The following is a 13,930-nucleotide window of genomic DNA, read 5'->3' as shown; positions in this document are numbered from 1 at the left end:
TGCTCACCGGCCGCATGGCGCCCGCGGCCGTACCGCACCGAGTGGGACCGGTCGACGAGGCCGTACAGCAGGGAGGACGTACTCGTCTTCCAGGAGAAACGCGTGCCCGTCTGACCGGGCCGGTTAAGGAGAGCAACTGATGGTCGGCAATTTGTCCTCCGGCGTCTGGGGAGTGGTCGCGACACCGTTCGTCGGCCCGTCCCTCGAGGTCGACGAGGCCAGCCTGTCCCGGCTGGTGAAGCACTACGAGGGGATCGGCGTCACCGGCCTCACCGTGCTCGGCGTCTTCGGCGAGGCCGCCCGGCTGTCCGCCGATGAGCGCCGTACGGTCCTGCGGGCGGTGGCGGCGGCTGTGCAACTGCCGCTCGTCGTCGGCGTCACCGGACTCGCCACGGCACCGGTGACCGAGGAGGCGCGGCTGGTACGCGAGGAGGTCGGAAACCGCCTCGCCGGGCTCATGGTCCAGGTGAACTCGCCGGATCCGCGCGTCGTCGCCACGCACCTGAACGCGGTGCACGAGGCGACCGGCGCCGGCATCGTCGTCCAGGACTACCCGGAGGCCAGCAAAGTCGCCATCGGTACGGCCGACCTGGTCCGCGCCGTACAGGCAGTTCCCGCTGCGGTCGGCGTGAAGGCCGAGGCGCCGCCGACACCGGCGGCCGTCGCGGTCCTGGCCGCCCAGCTCGACGTGCCGGTCTTCGGCGGCCTCGGCGGGCTGGGCCTGCTGGACGAACTGGCGGCCGGGGCGGCCGGCGCGATGACCGGATTCTCCTGCCCGGAGGGGCTGGTGGCCTGCGTCGACGCCTGGCGCGACGGCGGTTACGACGCCGCGCGCGAGGCGTATCTGCCGTATCTGCCGCTGGTCAATTTCGAAGCCCAGGCGCGCATCGGGCTGGCCATCCGGAAGGAGGCGGTCCGCCGCCGGGAGCTGATCACGGAGTCCGGCGTGCGGCCGCCGGCCGCTGCCATGCCGGAGTCGCTGGTCCCGCAGCTGGAACGGCATCTGGGCCCGGCCCTGGCGGCAGTGCGGCCGGCGGGACAGGGGTAGGCGGTGCAGGGGCCGACAGGGCAGCGGGCAGCGCAGCAGGTGCAGGTGCAGGGGCCGACAGGGCAGCGGGCAGCGCAGCAGGTGCAGGTGCAGGGGCAGAAGGCAGCGCAACAGCAGGGAGCGCAGAAGACCGTGCAGGAAACCGTGCAGAAGTCCGCGCAGAAGTCCGCGCAGAAAGAGGTGGGTTGATGGATCTCGGAATCAAGGGCCGTACCGCTGTCGTCGCCGCCTCCACCGGCGGCCTCGGCCGCGCGGTGGCCGAGGCGCTCGCGGCCGAGGGAGCCGCTGTCGTCGTCGCCGGACGGCGCGGGGACCTGGCCCAGGAGATCGCCGCCGGGCTGCCCGAGGCCGTGGGTATCCAGGTGGACCTCACGACACCCGACGGACCGCGCGCACTGATCGAGGCAGCCCGTGCGGCCTACGGCGACCCGGACATCCTGGTGCTCAACGGCCCGGGCCCGAAGCCCGGCCGTGCCGTCGACCTCGACGGCGCCGGCACGGACCTCGGTTCGGCCGTCGACTCGCTGCTGCTGGCCCAACAGCGACTCGTGGCACAGGTGCTGCCCGGCATGCGGGAGCGCGGCTGGGGGCGGATCCTCGCCGTCGGCTCCAGCGGTGTCGCCGAGCCGCTGGCCGGCCTGGTGCTGTCCAACGCGGGCCGGGCCGCCCTCGCGGCCTACCTCAAGACCCTGGCCGCCGAGGTCGCCCGCGACGGAGTCACCGTCAACCTGCTGCTGCCCGGCCGGATTGCCACCGACCGGGTCGCCCAGCTCGACGCCGCACGGGCCGAGCGGGAGCAGCGCCAGGTCGAGGATGTCGCTGCCGACTCCAGGGCCGCCATCCCCGCCGGGCGGTACGGGACCCCGGAGGAGTTCGCCGCGGCGGCGGCCTTCCTCTGCAGCGAACCGGCCTCGTACGTCACGGGAACGGCACTGCGGTGCGACGGCGGCCTCGTCCGGGGTCTGTGACGGGCCGGACTCCACGTACGCCCGTGTCGCGGCGGACACGGCGGCGTGTCCGCCGCGACACGGGCAGCTTCACAGGGTTGGTTCTGGCGTTGCGGATGTACAAGCGCCGTAACGACATCGAGCGAACGATCAACGCCCTCAAGGACTCACAGTCGCGGTGATCCGGCCCCGGCCCCGGCTCCCGAGCTGGCAGGCTCCGCGCAGAAACTCAAAGTGTCTCGGCAGCCGTGCCAACGCCCAGCGCCACCAGAACACCAGCGGCGGTTCGCTCCAGGGCCGTGTTCACTCGCGGGCGACGCAGCCAGGTCAGCATCCGTGCTGCGAACACCGCCACCAGCGTCAGCCAGAGAGCGGCGATCGCAGCGTCGATGAAGCCCAGGGCCAAGGTGGCGGACAGCGTCGAGTGGCCGTCGGGCAGGAACTGTGGGACCACGGCCACGAAGAAGATGCCCACCTTGGGGTTGAGCAGGCAGCTCAGCAGTCCCTGGCGGAAGGCCCGCCCAGTAGTCGGGATCGGGCCGGTCGGTTCCCCGGGAATGCCCGGTCGGCTCCCAGTACCGCGGCGGTAAGCCCACAGACTCTGGACACCGAGAAAGATCAGATACACGGCACCCGCGAGACGAATCGCAGCGAACGCCACGTCCCACCGCTGCAGAACCGCAGCCAGACCGACGGCCGCGGCCAGCGCCCAGGCGAGCGAGCCTGCTGCCGCACCAAGCGCGGTCGCAATGCCCGAGAAACGGCCGCCTCGCATGCAGTTGCGCAGCACAAGGAGAGTGTCCGGGCCCGGAGTCACCGTCACCAACAGGGCGAAGAGTGAAAAGCTGATGACGGCAGTCGTCACGGCAGGCTCCTGTCCTGGCTATCACAAGCGGAAACGTAGCTGGGCTCCGCTCCGGCAGTGTAGAGCCGCCCAAGATCCGGCACCTGGCCGAGATTCCTGCGTGCCTTGCAGGCCGGTGCCGACGCCACCGCGTCGGATGCGGACGGCGGGCGGCGAACGTCGACTCGACGACCTGCCGGGCCCACCAGTACGTGGCAGGAGCCCGGCACGCCTGCTCCGACCGACCATCCCGAAAAGGGGGTGAGGCACGTGTGGACGAAGAGGGGCGTGAGGCCCTGGGACGTTCCCGAGGCGGACTGACCAGCAAGGTCCATCTGCCGGCCGACCACCACCGCATCAGGATCTGGCTCCGTGACGTCATCAAAGAGCCATCAGACACTGCCCAGGCGCGTGGGGTGTGTGCGAAATGGATCTTCCCCCCCCGCGGCACTATGAGCGACTGCGCTCGACTCCCCTCACAACGCAGGGCAGTTACGGCATGGGCTGCACGCCTTGTCGCAGTGCCCAGCTCCGGGACCTGGTCCTTCTTCGCTGGCATACGTTGCTCTGCGAGTTAACGGCCTACACACGTGCCGGCGAGGCGCGGAGGCGTCGACGTGCGTGCTCAACCGCTCGGGCTTCGGCCCACCCCACGGCTCTCGGCTTTGAGCGTCAGTAACCTAGAATGACGTTCGTGAGCACCCAGGGGAAACGCCGGATCGACGAGATCGGCAACGAGAGCCGCCGCCGCATTCTCGACTCGGCGGAGAAGCTGTTCACCGACCGCGGGTTCGACCGCACCTCATTCGCCGAAATCGCCGAACGTTCGGGCATTAGCCGGGGTTCCATTCCGTGGCATTTCAAGAACAAGCACGGATTGTTCCTTGCCGTGATCGAGCGTGCGATGGAGCGCGCGATGACTCCGGAGCCGCGCACGTCCTCTCCGACGCTTACCGAGCTGGCCGAGGAATTCGCCTCCTGGGTACGAAACGGTGAATCGGCGCTGGTGTTCATGGCAGTGAACGAGGCCATGAACAGTTCCGGCGCCGTCCGGGTTCAGTACCAGGAATTCTTCGCCAGACACCGGCACGGACTCGAACTCTGGCTGCGGGCCCGCCGCCCCGAGACCGCCGATCCCGAGACCGCGTCGAAGCGGGAGCGCACGTTCGCCTTGGCGTTCACCGGAACACTGTTCGGAATTCACCTGCAGGCGCTTGTCGACCGGGCCAGTGTGGATTTCGACGAGGCCATGCGGCTGGTCGCGGCCGAGTTCGACAAGAACCTCCGTAACGTGTGGGACGTACCGGATCGCTCGGAGTCCGGCGATCCGGATCAGTGACCCTCTGCGCCGTCCCCGCCTCCCCCCCCGCCCCTGTGCCAAAGCCCACACCTACGCCCGCATCTACTTCTGCATCTATGTCGGGAATGATTCGAGAATGGCTTCCATCCTCGCCTTCAGGGCCGGGCGCACGAAGTCATCCGTGTGAATCCACATCGCCTTGGCTTCCATACCGGCGATCACCATTTCGCCTACGGCGTCGATGCCCGTGCCTTCCTTGAGGTAGCCCTCGGTGCTGCTGGGGGCCGCTCCACGGCGTAGAACCGATACGCCCTCGTCGACCGAACCGGTGTTGTGAAGAATTCCGGTGTTGACAGGACCGGGGCAGAGCACGCTGACATCGATATCGTATGCGGACAATTCCCGTCGCAGTGACTCGGAAAGCCCCACCACCGCGAATTTGGCCGTCGTGTACAGCACGCTCGAATTGGGGATCAGACCCGCGCCCGACGCGGTGTTCACGACGTGTCCACCCTCGCCGCGTTCGATCATGCGCGGTACGAACGTCTGCAGCCCGTTGACTACCCCGTCGAGGTTGATCCCGAGGGCGACGTCCCACTTCTCGAACGTCCACTTCGCGACCGGAGCGTGCGGAGCGATGCCGGCGTTGTTGAAAAGCAGGTCGACCGGCCCCAGCTTCGCCGCGACTGCGTCCGCGGCCGCGGCGAACGCCGTACGGTCACGGACATCCAGCCGTACCGTCTCGACCTCGGTGACCCGCGACAGCTCCTCACCGGCCCTGTGCAGCATCTCCTCGTCGATGTCGGCCAACGCGAGCCGCACACCGCGCTTGGCCAGCGCGCGTGCGATGCCGAGGCCGATGCCTTGACCGCCACCGGTGATGAAGGCGACGGATTCGTTCCACATCCTCATGGGACTCCCTTTTCTCAATGTCACCGCGTACGACGGAGCGTGGCCACGTACTTGATGCGGCGGCGTATCCGCCGCGGCGCGGCACCGACCAGGTGGAGCACGGCGGACCCGATGGCTGCCGTGATCAAGTAGGACGGGAAGGCGAGCGTCTTGACGTCATCTCCGGGCAGCAGGGCCTGCATGCCGACGGTGACACCGGTGGCGAGCAGCCCGGCAACGAATCCGCGCGCCGCCGCCGACCATCCGTACTTGTGCTCGCGCCCTGCGACGACTGCGCCGAGTACGCCGATGACCTGCATCGTCCCCCAGGCCACCACCGACCACTTCAGCGTGAGGCCCGCGAGGACACCGAAGATGATCGGCGCCACGATCAGGGCGACAGCTTGCCGCCGACGGGAATAGTCGATCAACGACTCATCGCGCGGCGACTCCCGATCCGCGTCCGCCTCCGCCACCTGCACGTGCTCTTCGGACATGCTCTGGATCTCCTCCATGTCGCAGGGCTCTCGGCCTACCCGGCCACCTCTATGTCATCAGCATAGACTCTATCGGTGACGTAGAGAGAAGAGGGTCGGTTCGGCGGACGACTGCTGGGTGCGCTCTTGGACCGGGCGCGTGAGATGGAGGATTCGCCTGCGGGTGAGACGTTCCTGAACGCCACGGCCGTCGAGGTTCCGTGGGAGGGCGGCGTGCGGATGCCTCTGTCGATCTTGGACGGGAGTCGCGCGACCAGGTCGGGGCCATGGTCGTCACCACTGGCAAGGTCGATGTCGATGTCCGGGAGCTGCTGGATAGGCCGACCGGCCGGACTCATGGCCGACATGATTGAGACCAAGGACGCCTGAACGGTCCAGGTCTTCACCGTGTGCCGACGTGTCTCGATGAGCTTGGCCGCCGTGCAGTCCGGTCAGACATTGGTGTAGTGGGGGAGCGTTGCGAGTTCGGCCTGGGTGCCTTTTTGGGCGGGGAGGTCGGGTGCGTGGTTGCTGGTGGTGGTGTTGGTGATGCCTTTGCCGGGTTCGTTGGCGGTGGCGTGGTGTTCGTCCTTGCCGATGTCCAGACCGAGGAAGACGTCGATGCCGCCGGTGTCGATCACGTGCAGGCCCCTCCATCACGCTTCTGTCTGGCCTTGCCAGGGCGCCGAGCTGCCACATCCACGTTACGGAGAGCTCTTCCGGCTCGGGTGAAGCCGGTGCTCAAGCTCGGGTGGAGCCGGTGCTCAAGCCCCTCATCGGCGGTCCGTCGATACCTCCGGACCCGGTGACACCAGCCCCCGGATCATGAACAACAGGGGGGGGAGTCATGCCGGACCCGAAGCCGGAGGCCCCATTGCGGAGCCACGAAAAAGGTAACGGGGGTGCGCTGTCTCGGGGGTTTCTGGTGTGCGGAGCTGGGCGGGGCGTGCTGTTTTCGTTGTTCATTCTGTTTGCGGTTCGGGTGTCGGGCTGCCGGTGTGTGTCTCTGGGGTGGTGTGTGTGGTCGGGGCTGTGTCGTATGACGGTTCGTCGCGGTGGTTTTTATGGCGGCCGGGGGTTTGTGTTGGGGGTCGGTTGGTGTGGTTAGTAGGCGGAGTTGACGTTGTCCATGGTGCCGTATTTGTCGGCGGCGTAGTTGGCTGCGGCGACGATGTTGGCGACGGGGTCGGTGAGGCTGTTTTTGGTGCCCTTGACGTGGTAGGTGTCGAAGGTGGGCTGGATGACTTGGAGGAGTCCCTTGGAGGGGATTCCGTTTTTGGCGTTGACGTCCCAGTTGTTCTGGGCGTGGGGGTTGCCGCTGGATTCGCGCATGATGTTGCGGTGGAGGCCGTTGTAGCTGCCGGGGATGTGTTTGGTCTTCATGATGGCGAGTGCTTCGCGGATCCAGCCGTCGAGGTTGTTGCTGTATTTGGTGCTTTTGACGATCGCGGTGACCGGGTCGGTGTGCTTGGTGCTGGTGGTCTTCTTCGCGGTGGTGTTCTTCGCGGTGGTCTTCGTGGTCTTCGTGGTGTGGTGTGTGGCGGTTTTTTCGGTGTGGTGGGCCTGTTTGGTGATGGCTGCGGTGGTGATGGCGGCGGCGGAGACGGTGGTGGCGGGGGTGGGTTCGGCGGCGTGGGCGTGGGGGGCGAGGGTGAGGGCGCAGGCGGCGGCGCCGGCGGTGGCGATGCCGGCGATGGCGGTCTTGCGGAGGCTGGGGGTGTTGCGGGGGGTGGTGGTCATGGGTGTACCTCTCCGGTGGGGTGTGGTGGGGAGGCCGGCTGGGGGGTGGTGACACGGGTGCGGCTCGGTGGCCGTGGTGTGTGTCGTGGGGCCGGTGTGTGGGTGGCGGGCGGTGTGTGCTGCCCGGTCCGGCGTGCGGCTTCCCGGTATGTCCATCACCTTGCGAGAGGGTCCCGGTCGGTGGCAATTATGTGACCTACGACCCCAGATAGTGACAAATCGGACAGGGGTGTTGTGGGGCCTGTGCTGGTGGGGTGGGGGTGGGGTGTGGGTCTACTAGGGGGTGTCCTGTGTGACGGGGGTCCTATGTGCGGGCTCACATTTCGCCGGCTCCGGGGGCTCTGTTTCCTACTCCGTGTCACGGCTTGTGCACGGCAGTAGCCCGTCCTTGCGGTGTTGTTCCGTCCAGGGCAGCGGGTGGGGTGGGGGTGGGGGTGGTGTGCGGGTTTGTCCTGCGTGGCGCTGCGGGGCGGGGGGTGGGTGGGGGTGGGTGTGGGGTGGTGTGCGGGTTCGTTCTGTGTGGCCCGGCGGGGTGTGGGGTGTCCGGGGCTTCGCTGCCGCGTTTCTGGCCGTCGGGGGTGGGGGCGGTTCTTTTTCTGGGGTGGTGTGTCCGTGTCGCGGCTGGGGGTGTCGGGCGGTTCGGGTTGCGGGGCGGTTGTGGTGTTTGTTCGGTGCTGGTGGGTGGGGTGTGGTGTGTTCGTTTCGCTCCTTCCGTCTCGGCTCTTTTGCTGGTCTTTTGGATGCCGTGCGCCCGGTTGCAGGGTGGGGGGTTGGGGCAGGGTGTGAGGCCCCCGGGCTGGTGGGCCGGGGCAGGGTGGGGGGCTTCCGGGCTGGTGGGCCGGGGCAGGGTGGGGGGCTTCCGGGCTGGTGGGGGGGGGGTTGACGGCAGTGTCGTGGGTGGGTGTGCTGTGTTCTGTGTCTGTGGTGTGGTCCGCCGGGTGGTTTTTGGGGGTGTCTGGTGGGCTGGTGGGTGGGGGTCAGGGGGTGGGTTTCTGTGGTTGGTGGCGGCGTAGGTTGGCGGCGAGGATGTTGTCGAGTGCGCGGTCGGGGAGTAGTCGGGCCAGGCGGGTGGCGAGGGTGGCGTCCCGGCCGGCGGTGTAGCGGGTGTGGGGGCGGCGGGCTGTTGCGGCCTTTGTGATGATCTGGGCGGCGGCGTCCGGGGTCAGGCCTGATGCGGTGCCTGAGGCCATCAGTTTGTTGTTTGCCTGGATGAGGGTGCTGTAGCGCGTGTCCTGTTCTGGTGTCATGCGGGCGGCGAGGCGGTTGGCTGTTGTGATTCCGCGGGAGGCCATCTGTGTGCGGATGCCGCCGGGCTCGATGACGATGACCTGTACTCCTAGTGGTGCGATTTCCCGGCGGAGTGAGTCGCTGACTGCTTCCAGGGCGAACTTCGCGCCGGCGTATGCGCCGTATGTGGCCATGGCGATCCTGCCGCCGATCGAGCTGATGTTGATCACGCGCCCTTTGCTGTGCAGCAGGGCGGGCAGAAGTGCTTGGGTGACGGCGATATGGCCGAACAGGTTGACTTCGAATGCCTGCCGCCACTGATCCAGTGGCAGGACTTCGACCGGGGCGTTCACCTGGATGCCGGCGTTGTTGATGAGCGCGTGCAGTGCGCGTGGGTCGTCGGTGACCCGTGTGGTGAGTGCTTCTACGTGCTCGGGCCGGGTGATGTCGAGGATCACCGGTTCGATGCGGGCTGAGCGAATGGTGCCGGCGTCGTGTTCCCGCCGGACCCCGGCCAGGACGTGGAATCCCCGGCGGGCCAGTTCGCGGGCGGTCGCGGCGCCCATGCCCGTGGAGGCTCCGGTGACGACGATCAGTTTCCCGAGTTCGGATGACGTTGTCATCTCGGTGACGCTATCAGTTCGGGTGACGTCGTCAACCGTATGGTGGGTGTCATGGTCACCCGAGCTGAGTCTGCCGCTGTCACCCGCCGTGCTCTGCTCGACGCGGCCGCCGTGCTCCTTGATCTCGGTGGTCTTGAAGCGGTCACTCTGCGGGAGGTGGGTGCGCGGGCGGGTGTGAGCAGGGGGGCGCCGTACCGGCATTTCACGGGCAAGGACAGTCTGCTGACGGCTGTCGTGACCGAGGGCTGGGAACGTATCGCTGACCGGGTCCACGCGCTGCGGATCGATCCGGGCCTGTCGGCCTGCGACAGGCTGCGTGGTGCTCTGCGTGCTCTCATCGGTGTCGGCCGGGACCAGCCGCACCTGTATCAGATGCTCTTCAGGCGTCCTGGGCACCGTCCTGAGGAACTGGGTGAGGGGGGTGATCGTGTCCGGGGCCGGCTCTGTGCCCCGGTGCCCGGTACGGCGGGGGGTCCGGCCGCGGACCGTATCCGCGCGGCCGGACGTTTCCAGGACGAGTTCCTGGCTGTCGTCACCGGCCTTGTGGGGGAGCGGAACGCACCGCATTACGGTGCTCTGCTGCTCGCCGGCGCGCACGGCATCGCGGATATGGAGCTCAGCGGCCACCTCGGCGCAGGCGGGCTGCGCGCCTCTTGCGATGAACTCGTCGACACCCTTGTCCGCTTGGTCGCCGGCGACGGCGCAACGGCACGCACCCCCGAAACGGCCTAGCAACGCCCGCCCCCCGCCCGACCCCCGGCTCTCTGCCCCCGCCCCCTCCGGCTCTCTGCCTCCGCCCCTTGCCCCCGGCTCCCTGCCCCGGCCCTTCCCCCCCCGGCTCCCCGCCCCCGCCCCCCCGGCTCCCCGCCCCTTGCCGCCCGCCCCTTGCCCCTGTGCTCTTGTGGGCCTGGTTCGGGTCCTGTCCGGTGTCGGGGCCGGGCGGTTTCCGGGCCGTTGCCTCAGGGGCTGGGCGGCTGTTCGTCCGGGTCGCTGATTCTCAAGGGGGGCTGGTTGTCTGGGTCGCTGGTCCTCAAGGGGGTGGTGGCTGGTGGTCCGGGCCGTGCGTGAACGGTCTTGATGATCATCATGGGGTTGGGTGTTCTGTCGCCGTGGGGCAGCTCTCCGGCGGGTGTGGGGGTGTGGGTCGCCTGCTGTCGGGCCGCTCATTGCCGGCTCATGTGCCGCTGGGGGGCGGGGGGTTCGTTCTGTCTGGCGACCCTGGTCACATGGGTTTTCGTGTGGGCTCCTAATATTTGAATTCTGTGTCTTCGGTGGGGCGCTGATGCCTGCTTGGTCGTGCCCGCCGTCCCACGGCCCGACACGACGGCGTCCACCGTAGGGGGATGGAGCCGAGCACCGAGGAGAGGAACGTTCATGCGCGCCCGGAGTATCGCAGCGGCCACGGCAGCAGCAGTAGCGGTGGTGGCGGCCCGCGACCTCGTTCAGAAGAAGCACGCGTTGTTGCGGAATTTCCCGGTGATCGGGCATGCCCGTTACCTGCTGGAGACGATCGGGCCGGAGTTGCGGCAGTACATCGTGACGTCCAACGACGAGGAGCGGCCGTTCAGCCGTGATCAGCGCACCTGGATCTATGCGTCGGCGAAGGAGGAGAACAACTACTTCGGGTTCGGGACCGACAATGACGTCGAGCACATGCAGGGGCACGCTTATCTCAAGCAGCGCACGTTCGCCGGTGAGCTGCCTGATGTGCACGACCCGCAGGCCGTGTTGCCCTCGGCGAAGGTGCTGGGCGGGCCGCGCGGGCGTGTCCATGCGTTCCGGCCGGCGAGCGTGGTCAATATTTCCGCGATGAGTTTCGGGTCGCTCTCCGGTGCGGCGGTCACCGCGCTCAACAAGGGGGCGGCGCTGGCGGGCACGCTGCACAACACCGGGGAGGGCGGCCTCTCGCCGTACCACCGCAACGGTGGTGATCTCGTCCTGCAGATCGGTACGGCGTACTTCGGCTGCCGTAACGAGGACGGCACTTTCAGTATCGACAAGCTCAGGGATGTCGTCGCCGGTGCTCCGGTCAAGGCGATAGAGATCAAGCTCTCGCAGGGGGCCAAGCCGGGGCTGGGCGGGATGCTGCCGGGTGCGAAGGTGACCCCGGAGATCGCTGAGATCCGTGGTATCCCGCTGGGCGAGGACTGTGCTTCTCCGTCGCGGCACACCGCGTTCAGTGACGTCGACTCGATGCTCGACTTCGTCGAGCTGATCGCCGCGGAGACCGGTCTGCCGGTCGGGGTCAAGAGCGCGGTGGGTGAGATGGGGTTCTGGCAGGAGCTGGCCACGCTGATGGCGCGGGGGGACCGTGGTGTCGACTTCGTGACCATCGACGGCGGTGAGGGCGGTACCGGTGCGGCGCCGCTGACTTTCACCGACTCGGTGTCGCTGCCGTTTCGGATGGGTTTCTCCCGGGTCTACGGCACTTTCGCCGAGCTGGGGCTGACCGATGACCTGACCTTCATCGCGTCCGGCAAGCTCGGTCTGCCCGAGAACGCCGCGGTTGCCTTCGCCCTGGGCGCCGACATGATCAACGTGGCGCGTGAGGCGATGCTCTCGATCGGCTGTATCCAGTCGCAGAAGTGCCACACCGACAAGTGCCCCACCGGTATCGCCACCCAGAACCCCCGGCTGGCCCGCGGTATCGATCCGGCCTCCAAGTCCACCCGGGCCGCTGTCTACCTGCGGACCCTGCGCAGGGAGCTGATGAAGATCTCGGCGGCCGTCGGTGTCGCCCACCCGGCGCTGATCACGGCCTCGGACATCGAGATCATGAACGGTGACTACGACGCCCGTACCCTGCTGAGCGTCTACGGCTACAAGAAGGGCTGGGGCGAGCTCGGCCCGCGCCTCACCGAGGAGATCACCGCGCTGCTCGCCACGGAACCGGCCTCCGGGCAGGAACCGGTCGTCTGACCCGCCGGCAAGCGACCGGCAAGCGACCGGCTGCGGCCGGCTGCGGCCGGCACCGGGCTCACGCGTTGACCGCTCTCCTGCTGCGTGGAGCGGGTGGGGCGCGGGCCCGGTAGCAGCGCTCTCGGCCCCCTTCTTTTTTGTCCTGCGAACAGTCACGCCTAGGTGAGCACAACATGAGTGAAAAAGTGAGATTCCGGAGCATCGTCGGTCCTGAACTGGCCGGGGTGATCGACCTTCCCGAGGGCGGGACCCGGGGCTGGGGGCTGTTCGTGCACGGGTTCACCCTGGGCAAGGACTCGCCGGCCGCCTCGCGTGTCAGCAAGCAGCTGGCACGTGAAGGGATCGGGATGCTGCGTTACGACAACCTCGGGATCGGCGGTTCCGACGGTGACTGGGGGGACGGTTCCTTCACCATCAAGGTCAAGGACACGCTCCGTGCGGTGGCGCTGATGGCGGAGCGGGGGACTCCGGTGGACCTGCTGGTGGGGCACTCGTGGGGAGGCGCCGCGGTCCTCGCCGCGGCGGCCGAGGCCACCGGTGTCCGGGCGCTCGCCACCATCGGGGCGCCCATCGATCCCAGCCATGTCGAGCGGCAGTACGACGCGGTCATGGACCGTGTCCTGAGCGAAGGGGCGCACGAGTGGTTCGTCGGCGGGCGGACTCTGGTCCTCAAGCGCGCCTTCGTCGAAGACGTCAGCAAGGCTCATCTGCGTGACCGGATAGGCGAGTTGAACCTGCCGCTCCTCGTCCTGCACTCGCCCACCGACTCCACGGTCGGTATCGACAACGCCGGGGAGATCTTCCGCGAGGCACGGCACCCGCGAAGTTTCGTCGCGCTCGAAGGGGCGGACCATCTCCTGACCGCCCGGGGCCAGGCGCAGCGCGCCGCCCACATCATCAGTGCCTGGGCCGATCAGTACATCCACGGCACACGGCCCGCAGGAACACCCCCGCCGGGCAGGGAAAGCTCACACCGGTAGCCCCTTGGCATCCTGCTCCTGTGCGATCCCCGGCGGGCCGCCGGGGCCCGGGGCGCACCACCACCGGTGACACGCCCCCGCCCCTCCGCCCCCCCCGCCCCTGCCCCGCCTGCCCTCGGGGCCGGGGGCAGGCGCCCCGGGCCGGCCGGATCCGGAAGCCGTGACCTGGTGGTGTCCACGGAGCCGATGCCAGCCGCAGGTCCTAGCCTCGTCCCCGGGCTGGCCCGCACCCGGCCCGAAGCACCCGGGCGGAGCACCGGGCCGGAGCACCGGGCCGGAGCATCCGGGCGGCCGGCACGAGTATCCGATAGACACGAGCATCCGAAAGAGCAGCGCCATGGCATCGGTCCCGCAGAAGATCACCACTTTTCTCATGTTCGAGGGCAGGGCGGAGGAAGCGCTGACCTTCTACATGTCGTTGTTCGAGGACGCGGAGATCGTCGACATCTCCCGCTACGGTGCCGACGGCCCGGGCGAGGCGGGCACGGTCCAGCGCGCTACGTTCTCGCTCGCCGGACAGCGGTTCATGTGCGTTGACAGTTACGTCAAGCACGGCTTCGGGTTCACCCCGGCGGTGTCGCTGTTCGTCGAGTGCGCCACAGAGGCTGAGCTGGACCGCCTCTACGGTGCCCTCGCCGAGCAGGGCACCGAGCTCATGCCGCTGGGCTCGTACGGCTTCAGTGCCAAGTTCGGCTGGGTGAACGACCGCTTCGGTGTCTCCTGGCAGCTGAACCTGCCCGGGTGACAGTGGTGCGGCTCGTATCCCGCAGCGGAAAACCGTAAACGGCCGGCGGGCCGGTGAACATCAGCGCTGCCCGTGACCGGCCGGACTCGCGCGCACACCCCCTCCGGGCGGTCCGGCTCCGACCGCCCGGGCCCGTCCCGCACCCACCAGCCAAACCGCTGCGCCGCGCTGCGCCGCGCTGCGCTGCGCT

The 13,930-nt window shown here is 68.3% G+C and carries 14 protein-coding genes and 1 pseudogene; 9 read left to right on the top strand and 6 right to left on the bottom strand.

Annotated elements, in window-relative coordinates; translation table 11 throughout:
• The first annotated feature begins 139 nt into the window (after positions 1 to 139).
• From G3I19_RS13945 to G3I19_RS13935, 3 genes are read left to right on the top strand one after another with little or no spacing between them, the layout of a single operon-like run.
• Positions 140 to 1,048: a dihydrodipicolinate synthase family protein gene (locus G3I19_RS13945; RefSeq protein ID WP_164263759.1), complete on the top strand. Its 909-nt coding sequence runs from the start codon at positions 140 to 142 to the stop codon at positions 1,046 to 1,048.
• 3 nt (positions 1,049 to 1,051) lie between these two features.
• Entirely contained in the window at positions 1,052 to 1,237 is a 186-nt protein-coding gene (locus G3I19_RS13940) for a hypothetical protein (protein ID WP_164263757.1), read from the top strand.
• Positions 1,237 to 2,016, top strand: coding sequence for an SDR family oxidoreductase (locus G3I19_RS13935; RefSeq protein WP_164263755.1), 780 nt, complete (start codon positions 1,237 to 1,239; stop codon positions 2,014 to 2,016). Before G3I19_RS13940 ends, G3I19_RS13935 begins: the two co-directional genes overlap by 1 nt.
• A 208-nt stretch (positions 2,017 to 2,224) precedes the next feature.
• Here G3I19_RS13935 and G3I19_RS13930 read toward each other — a convergent pair whose 3' ends face one another.
• A complete protein-coding gene (locus tag G3I19_RS13930) occupies positions 2,225 to 2,860 on the bottom strand; it encodes a LysE family translocator (RefSeq protein WP_164263752.1) in 636 nt (211 codons plus the stop codon).
• 158 nt (positions 2,861 to 3,018) lie between these two features.
• On the opposite strand from G3I19_RS13930, the pseudogene G3I19_RS37510 reads away from it, so the two are divergent.
• Positions 3,019 to 3,174 (top strand): annotated as a pseudogene (locus G3I19_RS37510) (IS5/IS1182 family transposase); the annotation flags it as partial.
• A 359-nt stretch (positions 3,175 to 3,533) separates the two neighbouring features.
• Positions 3,534 to 4,178: a TetR/AcrR family transcriptional regulator gene (locus G3I19_RS13925; protein WP_203599545.1), complete on the top strand. Its 645-nt coding sequence runs from the start codon at positions 3,534 to 3,536 to the stop codon at positions 4,176 to 4,178.
• Positions 4,179 to 4,253: 75 nt separating this feature from the next.
• Here G3I19_RS13925 and G3I19_RS13920 read toward each other — a convergent pair whose 3' ends face one another.
• From G3I19_RS13920 to G3I19_RS13900, 5 genes are all read right to left on the bottom strand, one after another.
• Positions 4,254 to 5,045, bottom strand: a complete 792-nt coding sequence (locus G3I19_RS13920) for an SDR family NAD(P)-dependent oxidoreductase (RefSeq protein ID WP_203599544.1) — start codon at positions 5,043 to 5,045, stop codon at positions 4,254 to 4,256.
• A 26-nt stretch (positions 5,046 to 5,071) separates the two neighbouring features.
• On the bottom strand, positions 5,072 to 5,527 hold the full coding sequence (locus G3I19_RS13915; RefSeq protein WP_164263745.1) for a hypothetical protein: 456 nt from the start codon (positions 5,525 to 5,527) through the stop codon (positions 5,072 to 5,074).
• Positions 5,528 to 5,958: 431 nt separating this feature from the next.
• Entirely contained in the window at positions 5,959 to 6,147 is a 189-nt protein-coding gene (locus tag G3I19_RS13910; RefSeq protein WP_164263730.1) for a hypothetical protein, read from the bottom strand.
• Positions 6,148 to 6,610: 463 nt separating this feature from the next.
• Positions 6,611 to 7,246: a transglycosylase SLT domain-containing protein gene (locus G3I19_RS13905; protein WP_164263743.1), complete on the bottom strand. Its 636-nt coding sequence runs from the start codon at positions 7,244 to 7,246 to the stop codon at positions 6,611 to 6,613.
• 977 nt (positions 7,247 to 8,223) lie between these two features.
• On the bottom strand, positions 8,224 to 9,096 hold the full coding sequence (locus G3I19_RS13900; protein WP_164263740.1) for an SDR family oxidoreductase: 873 nt from the start codon (positions 9,094 to 9,096) through the stop codon (positions 8,224 to 8,226).
• 39 nt (positions 9,097 to 9,135) lie between these two features.
• Between G3I19_RS13900 and G3I19_RS13895 the strand changes: the two genes are divergently transcribed.
• From G3I19_RS13895 to G3I19_RS13880, 4 genes are all read left to right on the top strand, one after another.
• Complete coding sequence (locus tag G3I19_RS13895) at positions 9,136 to 9,828, top strand: TetR/AcrR family transcriptional regulator (protein WP_164263738.1); 693 nt, start codon at positions 9,136 to 9,138, stop codon at positions 9,826 to 9,828.
• A gap of 642 nt (positions 9,829 to 10,470) precedes the next feature.
• The gene (locus G3I19_RS13890) at positions 10,471 to 12,015 is read left to right on the top strand and encodes an FMN-binding glutamate synthase family protein (protein WP_164263736.1); all 1,545 of its coding nucleotides are present in this window, start codon (positions 10,471 to 10,473) and stop codon (positions 12,013 to 12,015) included.
• Between the two features lie 173 nt (positions 12,016 to 12,188).
• Complete coding sequence (locus G3I19_RS13885; RefSeq protein ID WP_164263734.1) at positions 12,189 to 12,995, top strand: alpha/beta fold hydrolase; 807 nt, start codon at positions 12,189 to 12,191, stop codon at positions 12,993 to 12,995.
• 337 nt (positions 12,996 to 13,332) lie between these two features.
• Complete coding sequence (locus G3I19_RS13880) at positions 13,333 to 13,740, top strand: VOC family protein (protein WP_164263732.1); 408 nt, start codon at positions 13,333 to 13,335, stop codon at positions 13,738 to 13,740.
• The last annotated feature ends 190 nt before the right edge of the window (positions 13,741 to 13,930 follow it).

The sequence above is a fragment of the Streptomyces sp. SID10853 genome, from assembly GCF_010548145.1.
Lineage (GTDB): Bacteria > Actinomycetota > Actinomycetes > Streptomycetales > Streptomycetaceae > Streptomyces.
The sequence above is the reverse complement of the archived record's forward strand: the minus strand, read 5'-3'. Positions and strand labels throughout refer to the sequence as shown.